At 70.4% G+C, this 15,792-nt stretch carries 7 protein-coding genes; 3 read left to right on the plus strand and 4 right to left on the minus strand.

Annotated features, from left to right (window positions below; translation table 11 throughout):
* Positions 1-165: 165 nt before the first annotated feature.
* The gene (locus WMF26_RS36295) at positions 166-7,476 is read right to left on the minus strand and encodes a SpvB/TcaC N-terminal domain-containing protein (protein WP_437996454.1); all 7,311 of its coding nucleotides are present in this window, start codon (positions 7,474-7,476) and stop codon (positions 166-168) included.
* An 843-nt stretch (positions 7,477-8,319) separates the two neighbouring features.
* Between WMF26_RS36295 and WMF26_RS36300 the strand changes: the two genes are divergently transcribed.
* Complete coding sequence (locus WMF26_RS36300; RefSeq protein WP_437950706.1) at positions 8,320-10,191, plus strand: HEAT repeat domain-containing protein; 1,872 nt, start codon at positions 8,320-8,322, stop codon at positions 10,189-10,191.
* A 524-nt stretch (positions 10,192-10,715) separates the two neighbouring features.
* On the opposite strand, the gene WMF26_RS36305 is transcribed toward WMF26_RS36300, so the two are convergent.
* Positions 10,716-11,633, minus strand: coding sequence for a TIGR01777 family oxidoreductase (locus WMF26_RS36305; RefSeq protein WP_437950707.1), 918 nt, complete (start codon positions 11,631-11,633; stop codon positions 10,716-10,718).
* 130 nt (positions 11,634-11,763) lie between these two features.
* Here WMF26_RS36305 and WMF26_RS36310 point away from each other — a divergent pair, with 130 nt between their 5' ends.
* Positions 11,764-12,858 (plus strand): hypothetical protein, encoded by a 1,095-nt coding sequence (locus WMF26_RS36310; protein WP_438002475.1) that lies wholly within the window; start codon positions 11,764-11,766, stop codon positions 12,856-12,858.
* 185 nt (positions 12,859-13,043) lie between these two features.
* Here the strand turns inward: WMF26_RS36310 and WMF26_RS36315 are convergent, their stop codons facing one another.
* Positions 13,044-13,817, minus strand: a complete 774-nt coding sequence (locus WMF26_RS36315) for an acyl-CoA desaturase (protein WP_437950709.1) — start codon at positions 13,815-13,817, stop codon at positions 13,044-13,046.
* Between the two features lie 143 nt (positions 13,818-13,960).
* Here WMF26_RS36315 and WMF26_RS36320 point away from each other — a divergent pair, with 143 nt between their 5' ends.
* Positions 13,961-14,728, plus strand: a complete 768-nt coding sequence (locus WMF26_RS36320) for an NTP transferase domain-containing protein (protein ID WP_437996455.1) — start codon at positions 13,961-13,963, stop codon at positions 14,726-14,728.
* Positions 14,729-14,752: 24 nt separating this feature from the next.
* Here WMF26_RS36320 and WMF26_RS36325 read toward each other — a convergent pair whose 3' ends face one another.
* Positions 14,753-15,742, minus strand: coding sequence for a D-cysteine desulfhydrase family protein (locus tag WMF26_RS36325; protein WP_437996456.1), 990 nt, complete (start codon positions 15,740-15,742; stop codon positions 14,753-14,755).
* Positions 15,743-15,792 lie beyond the last annotated feature (50 nt).

Here is a 15,792-nt window from a genome sequence, read left to right on the forward strand (position 1 = left end):
ATGCCAGCGCGCATGACGCCATCGTCATCCTCGCCCGCTGCATAGATGCTGCGGCTAACTCGGAAATTTCCCGAAGGCCGGTGTAGCATTCGAACCTTGGCGTCCGACATTTCGCCGAGCGTTGCTACATTCCAATCTCGCACTAGAACGTCCATGGGCTCCCTATTACTGTGGAAACGTGATGCCGTGGCGTGCGAACGCCTCCCTACCGACCTGAACACTCTCGGCCGTCGGCCTGAAGTGGCCGCTGAACCTCGAAATTCTCATTCCTACAAACTTTCCACCAATACCAGCGACCTCTGCTTGTCCCGCCGCAAGCACCGGCTTCCCACCTGACAACACCGCGTGAGAAATCTCGACTCCCTTCACGGTGTGCGGGGAGATAACCAGTTCACCTGACTCGGTGACAACCCACTTGATGGTGCCCTCGTTCACGGCTGCCTCGAAAGCGGGCGTCCCAGGACGAATCGGCTTCGCGCCCACCTTGGCTGCTTCAGCCAACTCTCCCGCGAGCCTCTCCGGGAGCTGATTCGGAAACGGTGCTTTCGGTCCTGCTTCAGGCGCCGCTGCTCCTCCGGCGGGTTTAGGAGGACCGGCCCCCTTGCCGCCGGTGCTGAGGGCTGTAGTGGCACCACCAAGCGCTTTGAGCCCTGACGCGCCACCAGCGGTTCCAGCCTGGGCTGCGACTGCCGTGTCACCAACAACGCCACCTCCGACAACTGCGAGCGCTGGCGTCCCGGTCTTGATGGCCGCCGCGGCGCCTTCGATGGTCCTGCCTACCGCGGCCGCACCTCTGCCCGCTGCTCTGGCGGCTCCCACACCTCCGGCCACCAGGGCTACGGCATCGGCGGTATTCAAAACGACGTCGAGCGACCGACTTGCGATCTTATCCGCACTCTTGTCGCCATCGTAATGAGTCGCCTCCCAAGCAATATCGCCGAGCGCCTCACCAGTATCCTTGACGAGGGCCCCCGCCCCGCTCACGACGGTCTCAACAAGGCCCGTCATGCCCTCCTTTTCGACAATCTTCTTAATAGCTTCAGGCGCATTGGCGACGGCCTCGCCACGCTTGCGCAGGTTCTCGACCACACCCCTGGCGATGGGATTCGTTGGATTGACGATGCCGTCGAGCTGCTCTTCCAGCCAGGTCAGATGTCCGGTCGGGTCGCGAAACACAGCGGGATTTCCACGAACATACATGTACAGGTTCGGCCCATCTACCAATCCCGCTGGATCCGCGCTCGTCCACCTCCCGAGCCACGGCGCGTAGTACCTTGCCCCGTGGTAGTAGAGCCCCGTCTCCTCGTCCTTCTCCTTGCCCGTATACCGGTACCGCCGCTGCGAGACCTCGATCCCTGACGCCGCCGACCAGTACGCCGTGGTTCCGTACGGGTGATACTCCTCGTACCCGATCACAAGCCCCGCCTCGTCGACCTCCAGTGACGCCGACCCGAGGTGGTTGTCGAGCTGGTAGCGCACCCGCGGCGTCACCGTGAACGGCCCCGACGTGTCCACCGTCTTCGTCTCCACCATCGCCACCCGCCGCGCGCCATCCATCACGTGCAGCGTCTGCCGCTCCAGCGAGAGCCCCGAGCCGTTGCGCCTCCGGTACACCTCGTAGCCGCCGAGGTAGATGCGCTCCTCCACGAGCCCGCTGTGCTCCCACACCTTGCGCACGCGCTGCCCCGCAGCATCGTAGTCGTAGTAGACGTCGCCGCCGCCGCCGAGATCCGTGCTCCGCACCTGGTCGTTCTCGTCCCAGGTCAGCGCCGTGATGTGCGGCATCGACGTCATGTTGCCGTGCGCGTCATGCGCATAGGTGCTGAACGGCCCGTGCTCCGCATCGCCGGTCGTGCTCGCCAGACGGTTGTTCGCCGCCTCGTACGCATACCACCGCGTCCAGCTCCCCGTCCCCGCCTGGTGCACCATCCTCAGCAGGTTGCCCACCGCGTCGTAGACGTACTGCTCCGTATAGTTCCTCAGCGCCTGCGGGTCGTTCGGGTGCGGCAGCGACTGGATCGGAAGGTCGTTCTGGTCGCGCGGCGCGTCCGACAGCCCGCCCGCGTGCTCCCGACCCGTCGCCTCGATCAGCCGGTAGACCGCGTCGTACACGTACTGCGCGCTCGGCGACACCACATCGTTGTTGAAGAACACCGTTTGCTGCGCGCTGTCCCCGATCTCCACGATGTTCCCGACCGGGTCGTACACGTACCTCAGGTGCTGCAGTACCGTGCTGTCCGAGCTCCGCGTCGTCTTCAGGCGCGTGAGCCGGAACGTCAGCGGGTCGTACGTATAGTCCGTGGAGGTGCCGTTGCCGTACTCGATCCGCTCGCGCTGCCCCTTCGCGTCGTAGTCGATGTCGTCCACGAACGTCGTCCACGCCACCGCGCCGCGAATCCGCGCCTCCACCCGCTCCAGCAGCCCCGACTCGTTGTACGTCGGCTTCACCTCGCTCGCGTCCGGCGCCGTCACGCTCGTCGGCCGGTTCAGCGCGTCGTACGCCGTCTGCGTGTCGAAGCTCTCGATCTCCAACAACGGGTCGGCCGCCGTCGCGATGGCGGACACATCCGTCAGCCCTGCCAGCACCGACCAGTCGGCGTCCGCGTGCACGTCGCTGCGCAGCCGCCGCGACGCTTGCAACACGTTGCCCTTGAAGTCGTACGCCTCGCTCGTCACCACTCCCGCGCCATCATACACCTGGTACGCCCGACCGCGCAGGTTCAGCGACGTCGCCTGCGGATGCGCTTCGCCGTAGACGTAACGACGCGCCACCCGTTCGCTGCCCGAGCCCAGCTGCACGTGCTCGTGCGCCGGCCGGCGCAGGCCATCGTACGACGAGCGGTAGGCGAACCCTCGCCCGTTCCACGCCCGCAGCCGCTGTCCGGTCGCGCCCGCCAGCATCCGCCGCTCCCCGCCGTCGTTGCTGTTCTGATAGAGCAGCTGCCCACCCAGCCCGAACCGATGCTGCATCGCCTGGTTGCCACGCGCGTCGGTGATCGCGAGCGGCCGCCCCTCGATATCAAGCGTCGTCTGGGTGACGTACTGCCCTTCAGCCCCGTTGTCCGCCACCGCGCGGAACACCCGCCCCAGCGCGTCCAGGTGGCTCACCGCCGGCGTCCCGGCGTGCACCGCTGCGAGCTCCGCCGCCCGCCGCTCCGGGTCGCCCGCAGGCAGCGCCTGCCGCGCCGCGTACCACGCGCTCTCCAGCACCGTGTCGTTCGGATCGTGCGACGTCTGCTTCCACGCATCGAACTCCACCCGCGAGAACGTGCCGTTCGGCAGGTCGGTCCGGATGAGCCGGCCGAGCGGATCGTACCGCAGGATCGGCGTGACCCCCCACTCCACGAGCTCCGCCTCGTCCTCGTACTCGTACGTCGCGCTGAAGAACGGCTCGTACTGCTTGACCGGATTGCCCTTGTTGTCCAACACCGTGCGCCCGGTGCCGACCCAGCGCGGCGTCGCGTGCGAGAAGACCAGGTTGCCCTGCGCGTCGTGCACCAGCGCGCCGGTCCCGTCGCGCTCGGGCGCCAGCCCCGGCTCCGCATTCACCTTGCGCAGCACCGCGTTGCCGGAGCCGTCGGAGTACGTATACGTGTCCAGCCAGCGCGTGTTGCCAGCGCCGTGCTGCTCGCGGGCGCGCGCGTGCACCACGTTCGGCTTGCCGGTGCTCTGGAATCGCTCCAGATCATAGGTGAACGTGACCGTCGGGTCCTCGGGCGTGTCGCCCTCGCCGGCCCCCGGCTTGCCCATCACCGCCAAGAGCGTGACCCTGCCCAGCGCGTCGAAGCGCACCTCGCTCACGTTGCCGTTGGCATCGGTGAGCTGCCGTGGGGCGAGGACGCGGTAGTCGGGCACAGCAATCACGGCGTTGCTCAGAGGATCCGTCACCTGGATCACGAGCAGGCGATACGCGTCATAGACCACCTGCGACGTGTTGCCGAACGGATCGACGAACGCCGTCGGTTGATAAAAGTGGGCCGCCGAGGGCACTGCCCGCCCCGAGGACACCCAGTAGTCCGGATCGCCCGAGAGCTGCAGGTAGCCGCCCTCCGCGAGCACGCCGCTCGTGACGCTGGCTCCGAACACCGATGTGATCAGCGAGGTCGTGAGGATCTTGGCATAGCTCTCATACGGCAGCGCCCTGCTGCCGACCTCGCCGAACGGCAGCGGCCCCGTGAGATCGTCGCTCCAGTACCTCGTGCGCGTGTGCTGCAACAGGCGCTTCTCGAAGCCCACGCTCGGCGTCCCGTCGTAAGCGAGGTCGGCCGCGCCATCTGCCGCGTCGAGGACGTCCTGGAACGCGAGCACCCCCTCCTCGCCGAGCGGCAGGCCGTGCAGCTCGTAAGTGAGGCTCTCGATCGGCACCCCGATCCGATAAGCACCCTCCTGGTCCGGGATCTGGTGCACCACGTCGTTCTCCGTCAGCGTCGCCTTCCCCTCCTCCTGCTCGGGGAGCTCCGCCCACGCCGCCCGCCGGCGATACCCGATCTGCGCCGTCCGCTTCACCGCGCCGTGGTTGTCGACCTCCAGCGTGAGCGCATGCGTCACGCGCGGGTCGCTCTCGTTGCGCTCGTAATGGTACTCCAGCGTCTCGCGCGGATGGGCGAAGAACACGGCGTGCGCACGGCCCACCGCGGGCTGGAGCCGCCGGAGCCCGTAGCTGCTCTCCGCGACGACGTACGGACGCGGCTCCTCCGCCGAGCCGTCGAGCGCATAGACCTCCTGGCGGAGGGGCCGCCCCTTGAGCGCCCGGCACGCCTCGCGCATCTCCACGGCGCTGAGCCCCTCGGGAAGCACCGTATCCTCCAGGCGAACCGCCCCTGCGTCGCCGGCGTAATACTCGCTCTCATACTGCGCCGAGATCTTCGACCCCTCGATCCAGGCGCCGGTATGAAACCACGTCTTCGTCAGCACCGGCGGCAGGTGCAGCTCGGGATCGGCGTTCGCCGCGGACGGCGTGAAGCCCGTCCCGCTGAACGCCGAGAACGACTCCGTGTCCCGCTGCTCCACCATGCCGAAGCCGCGCATCTCCCGCTCCACCCCGTCGTAGTCGCCGTGGTGGTAAGCATACGTCGTCACGAAGCGATGCCGCGAGACCGCGTCGAACACCTCGACGCGCTCGATGATGTGCACCACGAACGGCAGCTTCGTCACCCACGGGCGGCCCGCCGCCCGGTCGGCGAGGTAGAACTTCGTCGACGGGGCATACGTCACCGTCGTGGTGCTGCCGAGGTTGTTGGCGACCGACGTCAACAGATGCGGCTTCTTGCTCCCGAGCAGATCGATGTAGCGCACCGCGGGGCGCGCCCCGGGCAGCGACGAGGCCCACACCAGGCACCCGGTCCCGGAGCCGAGCAGGTCGATCACGTCGACCGCCGCGAGCTCGCTCACGTCCGGCAGCCGCGGCAGGATCACCGGCGCGGCCAGCGTGTTGCCGGCGTTGTTCGCATAAAAACGCACGCCGTCCGGGTGCAGGTAAACGACGTCGGTCGTCCCCGAGCCGTCCACGTCGGCGAGGCGGATGCGCTTCGGATCGAAGCGGTCCGCATAATCGAACCGCATGCTGCCGCCCATCTGCACCTTGGCGCCGAAGCGGCAATGGCCGAGGTTGGGCCAGTAACACACGTTGCCGTTCCGGATCCGCACCAGGTCGACAAGCCCGTCCCCGCTCATGTCGGCCAGGAAGATGCTCTGCGTGGCGTCGGCGAACACGAGCGCCGGCCCGCGCTCCTCGTCGCTCGGGCGCGTGATCGTGATCGGCCGGTCAAAGCCGCCCTTGGCGAGCGACGGATACCACGTGAACGTGTCGGGCCCCGTGATCAGGATGTCCTCGTGCCCGTCGCCGTTGAGGTCGATGAGACGGACGTTCGGGTCGCTCCAGTCGACGTTCGGCTGCGACGCGAACGGGCGAAACGCCGCCCAACCAGCATCCGTGCGGTCGAAGTAGCCCGCCACCGGCCGCTCGAACACCACCATCTCCTTGCGCCCGTCCCCGTCGACGTCGAGCAGCTGCCCGCCGTTCAGGACCGCCGGCCGCGACGGCAGCGGCCGCGCCGGGGACAGGAGGCCCCCGCCGAGGTTCTGCTTGTAATACAGCGCCTCGCCCTCCTCGATCAACACGCCGGGCAGCGCCTCTCCATCGAGATCGACCCACCGCCGCCCGGCCCCCATCGCGCCGCCGGGCAGGTCGCGCAGACTCTCGGGATCGAGCGACTTCACCTCGCGGTGAATCACCGGCTCGCTGTACGTCAGCGCGATCGGCGGGAGCGCCTCGCGGCTGTACGCCTGGGTTTGCGGATCGCGGACATAGCCGGCCTGCGTCGCGGCGGCGAGCCGCGTCAGGGTAGCGTTCTCCGCATACGTGAGGTCGAGCGACCGCACGAGGCACGGCGCCTCGCCGAGCTCGGGCATCCGGTGAAACATCAGCACGCGACGGCAGAGCCGGTACGTGCGGATCTCGAAGCCGGCGCGGTACACCGAGAACGGGTCCTGGCGGACGGGCCACGGGGCGCTCGCCACAGGCGTCGGTGCGGCGGCGTCGTGCTCGCCGTAATCGAAGACGACCTCGAACAAGCTGCTCTCCGCGTCGCCCGGCACGGTGTTCCCGTAACGCACGCGCTTGAGATAGCGGTTCGCGACCGCCGCGCGGCCCGCGTGGCGGTGGCTCTCCGCCGCCTCGTCGCGCGCCACGCCGGTCAGGTCCTCCGCCTTGTACGCGTAGGCCACGACATTGCCCTTGTCGTCCCAGGTCTCCTCCAGCAGCCACGAGAAGATGCGCTCCGGCCTGGCCGGGTCGGCGATCCGCGCCTCCGGGCTCCGCCCGTAGACGCTGGTGACGTTGTCCGGCGTCGTCGCCGTCCAGTACACGTTCCCGCTCGCCTTCACCTCGCGGCGCTCGATCCGCGCGAATGCGCCCTCGACGCGGGGACGGTAGCGGATCACCCGCTCGTCCTCCGTCTCGTACCGGTCGAGCTCGGCGCCGTCGAGCGACCGCGCGGGCACGAGATCCTCCGCGCCGGACAGGACGAACACGTCGCTCTCGTGCGCGTCGTCGTAACGCGGAAGGCCCTTGTCGGTCTTTCGCGTGATGCGCGGGATCGATAGCTGCCAGCCGGCACCGAACGGGCCGTTGCCAGCCCCCGAGTCGTACGTCACCGCCATCGCTGGCCCGAACCCGGCGCGGCCGGGGCTCAGCGGCAGCGGGATCGAGAACGACCCCGTGCCCGTCACCGGGTTCGCGGCGAATTTCTCATCCACCCCGCGGATCGCGCCGCCTCCCTTCGGCAGCGCGGGCGCCGGCAGCTCCGGCGCCTTGGGCGCGCCGGGGAGGCCCTTCGGCGCCTCGGTGTCTTTATCGGACCCCGCCCGGGCGACGGACGCGGGGTCTCGGCTCTTGCCGCGTGCTCCGGCGTCCGGTGCGGCCGGTGATGCTGCCTGCGCAGCGGTGGTTTCCTTCTTGGGCTCACGAGCGTTCATCCGTCTCCCTCTCCCCAGGACAATGGGCGGCCTGCGCCCGGAGCGCCTCGCTCCGGCACGGTAGCGTCTTCCGCCGGCCCGACCTTGGCGTCGATACGGGATCACACGCCAAAGCCGGACCTGCCGAGCCTACTCGATGGCTTGATCGACTCCTTACGAGCGTCCGCGGCTCACCGCCCGACACCGCACGCAGGAGATGCTCGATAGGAGCTATCGTGGCGCGCCTCGTCCCACATCGCGAGCGAAAAAACGCCCGGCCCATCTGGTGATCCGGAGGTGTATCCGCGAGATCCACGCGCTGGACCGACACGCGCCCATGCTCGGCAGGCGGTCCGACCGCCCTCTGCCCATCGAGATCACGGCTCGTCGGGCGGTCCGACCGCCCTTTGCCCATCGAGTTCGCGCCTCGCCGGGCGGTCCGACCGCCCTTTGCCCATCGAGTTCGCGCCTCGCCGGGCGGTCCGACCGCCCTCTGCCCATCGAGTTCGCGCCTCGCCGGGCGGTCCGACCGCCCTCTGCCCATCGAGTTCGCGCCTCGCCGGGCGGTCCGACCGCCCTCTGCCCATCGAGTTCGCGCCTCGCCGGGCGGTCCGACCGCCCTCTCCCCTGCGCACCCGCCGGCCGCCGGCTCTCCGTTCGAGTCCCGGCCGCCCGGCGTCGGGCGCCGGCATGCCCGGATCGCGCCTCGTGTGGTCGGGCTTCGTGCCATGACAGGACCTCGTCTCGCGGCGACGGCGAGCGACCTCCCACGCGAGAGGACGGGAGCGCAGGCGCCGCGCCGCCCTCGCAGGCGCCGCGCCGCCCTCCCCCGACCTGTACTACGCTCCCCCGCCGGCCACCCGCATGACCCAAGGCGTCCGCCCCCTGCACGAGCTCCGCGACGAGGCCCGCTCCGCGCTGGCCAGGAGCGATCTCTCCCGCGCGCGCGACGCGCTCTTCAGCGCCCTCCAGCACACCATCGCCCGCGAGGACGACTACGTCGCCATGACGGACGAGCTCCGCGAGGTGCTGGTCCGGCTCGGCGACCCGAGGAGCGCCCTCACCGTCGCCTGGTACGCGGGCGGCGAGCACAGCCAGCGCCCCCTCATCGCCCACGTCCCGCCCATCGACCGCGCGCGCACCGTGCTCGCCTGGGCCGAGCGCGAGCAGGACCCCGAGCGGCAGAAGCGGCTCTACGCCCGCGCCGCCGACGAGTACGAGGCCGCCGGCCTCGTCGCGCAGGCCGCCATCGCCCGCGAGCGCGGCCAGGACTTCGCCCGCGCCCGCGCCCTCTGGTCGCGCCTCGCCCAGCTGCTCTCCTCGTCGGGCAGCGACCTCTACGCCGCCGGCCTCGCCCGCTTCAACCTCGCCCGCACCTCGCTCCGCACGGGCGACGCCACCGCCGCGCGCGAGGCCGTCTTCGCCTCCGTCCACCTGCTCGAGGAGGCCGCCGACCGGTACGAGACCATCGGCCAGCGCGAGCGCGCCTTCGACTGCTACCAGGTCCTCATCGCCGTCGGCCGCGAGAGCCGCGCCTTCGAGCACGTCCTCGAGGGCTACGTGAACGTCATCCGCATCCTGCGCGAGGACCACCTGCGCTACTACGCGCTCCAGTCCTACGAGGAGGCCGTCGCCGCGGCCGAGAAGCAGGGGGAGATCTCCGCCGCCGCCACGCTCGCCCGCGAGATGGCCGCGTACGCGCGCAAAGAGGGGCTCACCGCCGTCGCCAACTTCGCCGTGCTCGCGCAGGCCCGGCTCTGGCAGGAGGTGTCCGCCGTCTCGCAGAAGCGCGCCGCGCCGCCCGAGATCGCCGAGAACGCGCTGCTCGCCGCCGTGATCGCGCTCGGCGAGGCGGGGCAGTACAGCAAGGTGGGCAGCGTCTACCGCGCCCTCACGCAGCTGCCGCTCGAGGAGACCCGGAAGAAGCACTACGCCCGCGCCGGCGGCCGCTACGTGAACGCGCAGGACCTGCCGATCGACGCGTCGCCGCTGCCGGCGCACCTCCGCCACGAGCTCGGCTTCCCCGACGTCTGGCACATCGACCTCGTCGAGTGGGAGCAGGCCGGCAGCGCCAGCCAGGCGTGCGGCGACATCGTCCTCGACCCGGCGCAGTGGTCCGAGGTCACCCGCCGCCGCGCGATGCTCGCCCGCCTGACCGCGCTCGCCGTGGAGGGCGCGACGCCCGAGGCCGCCCCGGCGCAGCGCTCGCCCGCGCAGCAGCTCATCAGCCTCGCCGAGCAGCTCGCGACGGTCGAGCTCTACACGATCCTCTCGCCGCTCGAGCACCTGTTCCGCCGCCCCGAGCCGAAGATCCGGGTGGCCGTGGTCCGCGCGCTCTCCCGCTTCCTCTACAAGCGCACGTTCATCACGCTCCGCGACGCGCTCGTGGACCCCGACCCCACCGTCGTCCACGAGGCCGCCCGCGCGCTCGAGGAGCTCCGCTTCGCCCACGCCTTCGATCCGCTCGCCCGCATCTACCGCGAGTCGCAGGCGCCCGCCGTGCGCGCCAGCGCCGTGCGCGCGATCGCGAAGATCGACACGCTCGAGGCCGGCGAGATGCTCCTCGGCATCCTCCAGCACGAGGGCGCCGAGGAGCGCGCCGCGGCCGTCGAGGCGCTGAAGCGCGCGCGCGGCATGAAGTTCGTGGAGCTCGCCCGCGCCTCGCTCGCCGAGCTGCCCACGTCCGCGCAGGCCGTGGTGCGCGAGATCCTCCAGAGTCGCGGCATCAGCCCATGAACGCACGAGCGCGCCTGTCCGCCCCCCGGCTGCGCCGCCCCGCGCCGGGCGACGCCGGGGTGGTTGCCTGTCCGGACGGCGACAGCTGGCTGCGTCCGCTCCTCACCCCCGCTCACGCGCTGGAAAACCGCCTCCGACGAGCAACCCCGCGATTGTGCGCTGCGGCAAAGGGATTCCCCTAACGACTTTGTGTCTGGCGTCGCGATGGGGGGATGCGCTGCGCCCATGAGTCGGGATACCCTGCACGCGCCAATCCAACTCATCCCGAAAGCTTCTCGGCGCGCGATGTCGTAAGCATGGAAGCGGACGGAGCGCTTGGGGGAGCGCTGGGAAACCGCCGTCCGGGCTCCCGATGGTGCGCTGCTCGACAACGGTCGACTTCTCAGCGCGCCACCGGCGGCTCTTCTTGCGTGGCAGCAGCTGGGCGCCGCGGCGCGGCGCCCAGCTGCCCAGGCAGATCCTTCGCCGCCGGGGCGGACGGGCGCCCGCTCCGCCGCGGGCGCTCGGAGGCGCGGGCCGCTCGCTCAGCGGCTGAAGATCGACTCGAGCGCGGGCATCAGCTGGGCGTAGCGGAACTTGTAGCCAAGCTCCTCCGCCCGCCGGGGATAGGCGCGCTGCCCGGTGGTCACGATCTCGGCCGCGTCGCCCATCCCGAGCTTCACCACGGCCTCGGGCACGCGGAGCCACGACGGCCGGCGGAGCACGGCGCCGATCGCCTGCGCGACCTCCTCGCCGGTCGCCGCGTGCGGCGCGGTCACGTTGAGTGGGCCGCGGACCGCGTCGCTGTCGAGGGCGAGCAGGGTCAGCGCCACCACGTCGTCGCGGTGGATCCACGGGATCACCTGCTTGCCGTCGCCGATCGGCCCGCCGAGGAAGAACCGGAAGGGCGCGATCATCTTGTCGAGCGCGCCGCCGCCCTCGCCGATCACCACGCCGATCCGCAGCTGCACCGAGCGGACGCCGTGCTGCTCCTCGATGGCGCGCGCGGCCTCCTCCCAGCGGACCACGACGTCGGCGAGGAAGCCCTGCCCGGGCGGGGCGCCCTCGTCGAGCACCTTCTCGCCCGGCTGCGGGCCGTAGTAGCCGACCGCGGAGGCGCAGACGAACGCGCTCGGCTTGCGCTTGGCCTTGCCGATCGCCTCGCCCATGAGGCGGGTCGTGTCGATGCGGCTGTTCACGATCTCGCGCCGCGCGTCCTCGGACCACCGCTTGACGATCGACTCGCCCGCCAGGTGGATCACGCCGTCCACGCCGTCGAGCTCCTCGAACCACGGCCCCGCGCTGTAGGGGCTCCACGACACGACGCGCGCCCCGGGCAGCGACGCCTGCGTCCGCCCGACGTCGCGCGTCAGCACCGTCACGCGATCCCCCCGCGCGAGCAGCTCCTTCACGAGACCGCGCCCGATAAACCCGCTGCCGCCGGTGACAAGAACCGTCTTCACGGGATCCTTCTATCACGGCTCGGACGGAGGCGGGGCTCCCCCTTCGGCGCCGCGACGGGGGCGCGCCGGGACGGGCGGCAGCTGTCCAGTCGTGACGCGGACCGCGGGAGACGGTAAGACGCCGGACGTGATGGATGACCTAGAGACCTTCAAGAAGCTTCCTCTCGGCGGCCTGGATCGCCGCTCGTTCGTCGGCGCGCTGGCCGAGCACGGCGCGCGCGTGGCCAGCGAGCAGCTCGAGGCGCACCGCGCCCGCATCAGCCCGGCGGGCACGCAGATCGCCCCGGACACGGCGGTGCTGATCCTGGGCGGCTCGAACGGCATCACCCGGGCGCTCGCGCTGCAGCTGCTCTTCGGGGAGCGGGCCGCCGTCTTCGCGGTGCACTTCGACAGCGAGAAGATGCAGATCGGCCCGCACCACGTGAAGGCGATCACGGACGCGGCGGCGGCCGAGGGGCTCACGGCGCGCTTCTGGAACAACGACGCCACGAAGCCGCAGGTGATCGACGAGGTGGTCGCCGCGCTGAAGGAGCGGTATCGGGCGGTGCACCTCGTGAACGGCATCGCGAACGGCGCGCTGAAGCGGTACGCGGAGCACGGGCCGACGAAGGTGAAGGACCTCGACGTCGCGTTCGACCCGGTGCTCCAGGTGCCGGATTTCTCGCGCCCCGAGAACATCCGCAAGCTCGGGCTCGTCGAGGTGGACGTCGCGAACGACGCGGACATCGAGCGGACGAACAAGTTCATGGGCACGTCGTCGCTCCTGTGGGCCGAGCCGCTGGCCGCGGCGGGGCTGCTCGCGAAGGGCGAGAGCGTGGTGTCGTTCTGCGACTACGACTACCCGAGCGACGATCCGGTCTACGCGATGGGCCCGCTCGCCGGCGCGAAGAAGCTGCAGCGCCAGACGATGGCGGAGATCCAGGGGAAGTTCGGGGTGAAGACGGCGCGCATCTGCTATCCGGCCCTGGCGACGACGGCGCTCGGGGCGATCCCGGGCGGGCTGCTGATGTACGGGCTCAGCACGCAGATCCTGAAGGAGCGCGGGCAGTTCAGGGACGTCATCGACCTCGCGCGCGACACGATGGAGATCTGGCGGCCGAGCTGGGACGGGAGCGATCTGCGGGTGGACGCGGCCTACCAGGCCTGTCTCCCGGAGTTCAACGAGCGCAAGGCGACGATCGGGCCGAAGGACGTGCCCGGCGCGTTCCGGCTGCTGTTCGAGTAACCTCGCGCCTCGGCTCCGCGGCCTCGAGGGCCGGCCGCGCCGTGCGCGCGGCGGTGGCCCAATTTGCCCCGGAGCGATTCACATGAAGGCGGGAAGGCAGGAAGATCATTGATCTTTTCTTCCCGCCTTCCCGCCTTCATGTTCAAATCCGGTCACCACCCGCGCGGCCGGCAGGAAGGTCGCCCCTACCCTTCGGCGCGCGCGACCTCGGGCTCGAGACGGGCGACCTGGACCTTGTCGGACATCTGGAGGATGCCCAGCCAGGCGAACACGCGGATGACCTGGTAGGCCGGGTCGATCTCGAACCACCGCACCGCGAAGTTCGGGCTCATCGCGTACTTGTGGTGGTTGTTCTGGAAGAGCTCACCGAGCGTCACCAGGTCGAGGGCCAGCGTGTTGCGGGAGTCGTCGTCGCTGTTGAAGTTGCGGTAGCCGTAGCGGTGGCCGCACCAGTTCACGATCGCCCCGTGCAGCGGGCCCATGGTCCAGTGGAGCGGGAGGAACAGGAACTGCCACCAGTGCGAGGCGAAGGCCGCGTAGAAGACCACGTAGCCCGTGCCCCACGCGAGCCGGCTGATCCACGAGTTGCCGATGCGATCGAGCGTGCGCCACTCGGGGTAGCCGCCGCGGAAGCGCGGCTCCACGTCGGCCGTGCCCTCGTAGATCGCGTCGTAGCGCTTCGCGGTGTCGAGCATCATCGGGACGACGCTCGAGTAGTACCGCGGCGAGTGCGGGTCCTTCGGCGTGTCGCTGTACGCGTGGTGCATGCGGTGCAAGATCGCGTAAACCCACGGAACCAGGTACGAAGAGCCCTGCGTCAGGTACGTCAGGAAGTGAAAAATTCGTTCCCAACGCTTCGACATCGTGAACATCCGGTGCGAGGCGTACCGGTGCAGGAAGAAGGTCTGGAAAAAGACCGAAAGCGTAGAGTGGGCGATGAGGACGATCGCGATCTCCATGCTCGGGTCGTAGCCCGGTGGTCCGCGGCACGGGGTCAGCGCACGGTCACGTTTCCATAACGGGGGCCAGGATCCCGCTTGTTTTCTCGTGGTTCCTCACGTCCCTGGGCTCTCCCGAGCCCGTTCGTGGTAACGGCGGAGCCGTGAAGGCCGTGATCATCGGGGCGGGCCGGGGCAGCCGGCTGCGTCACCTCACCGAAGAGCTGCCGAAGACGCTGGTCCCGATCCTCGGCCGCCCGATGCTCGACGGCATCCTCGACGCGCTCGCGGCGGGCGGCTTCAAGCGGTCGGACGTCGTGTTCGTCTGCGGCTACAAGGCCGAGGTGATCCGGGCTGCCTACCCGGACCTCACGTACGTCGAGAACCGCGACTGGGAGCAGAACAACATCCTGCTCTCGCTCCTCTGCGCGCGCGAGCACCTCCAGGGCGGCTTCGTCTCGACGTACGCGGACATCGTCTACCGGCCCGGGATCGTGGCGGATCTGGTGCGCTCTCCGCACGACATCGCGCTCGCCTGCGACACGGACTGGCGGCGCCGGTATGTGAACCGCTCGCAGCACCCCGAGACCGACGCCGAGAAGCTCCGCGCCGACGGGGACCGCGTCGTGGAGATCTCGCGCCGCATCCCCTCGGAGGCGGCGACGGGCGAGTTCATCGGGGTGATGAAGCTGTCGGCGCGGGGCGCCGCGCGGCTGCTGGCCGCGTTCGACGCCGCGCGCGCCTCGTTCGCGGAGCGGCCGGAGTTCCGCGAGGGCCGCTCGTTCCGGCGCGCCTACCTCATCGATCTGCTCCAGCACATGCTCGAGTCGGGCGCGGCCCTGCACAAGATCGACACGCACGGCGGCTACATGGAGATCGACACGCTGGAAGACGCGTCGCTGGCCGACGCGTGGTGGCGCGGCGGGGCCTGACGCGGCCGGCGCGAGCGGCCCGCCCTAGAGGGCGTCGGTGAAGTCCGCGGCTTGCGCGAGGAGCCCGGGCAGGCCGCCGGTGTGCAGGAACAGCACCCGCTTGCCCGAGAGCTCGCCCCGCTCGGCCATGTCCCAGAGCCCGGAGAACGCCTTGCCCGTGTACACCGGGTCGAGGACGAGCCCCGACAGCCGCGCCGCCTTCACGATCCGCGCCCGCTGCTCCGGCGTGGACACCCCGTAGGCCGGCCCCCGCGCGGAGTCGTCGATGACGAGGTGCGCGGGCGCGCCGAGGCGCGGATCGAGCGAGCGCGCGTCGTCCATGATCGCGACCACGACGCGCGCGAACGTCGCCTTGTCCTCGCACACCGCCATCGCGCGCACCTCGCCGGCCACCTCGTAGCGGGCCGCGCCGAGCGCCGCGCCCGCCGCCGTCCCGCCCGAGCCGCACGCGTGCACGACGACGTCGAACGGCTTGCCCCCCGCGAGGCCGAGGTCGAGCTGCTTCCGGATCTCCTCCATCGCGCGCACGTAGCCGAGCGCGCCGAGGCCGTTCGAGCCGCCCTCGGGGATCACGTACGGCCGGCCGCCCGCCGCGCGGATCTCGGCGGCCGCCTCGGCCATGACGGCGTCGCGGCCCCGGTACGCCTCGGGCGAGATCAGCCGGATCTCCGCGCCGGCGAGCCGATCGAGCAGCACGTTGCCCCCGAGCGGCGCCCCGGCCGACGGATCCGCGGTGCGCAGGAACAGCACGGAGCGCAGGCCGAGCGAGGCGCTGAGCAGCGCGGTCGCGCGCGCGTGGTTCGACTGCAGGCCGCCGCAGGTGATCACGCAGTCGGCGCCCTCCTCCCGCGCGGCGGCGAGCAGGTACTCGAGCTTGCGGACCTTGTTGCCGGCCTCCGCGCCGGCGGTCATGTCGTCGCGCTTCACGTAGAGGTCGACGCCGAGCGCCTCGGCCAGCCGCCGCGGGCGCTGGATCGGGGTCGGAAGGTGGCTCAGCGCGAGTCGTTTGCGCATCGTTTCTCTCCCATGTCTCTCCTCCGGAGGGCGAGGCCGCGGCCGGCGCC

The sequence above is a fragment of the Sorangium sp. So ce185 genome (genome assembly GCF_051526825.1).
GTDB classification, from domain to species: Bacteria; Myxococcota_A; Polyangia; order Polyangiales; family Polyangiaceae; genus Sorangium; species Sorangium cellulosum_D.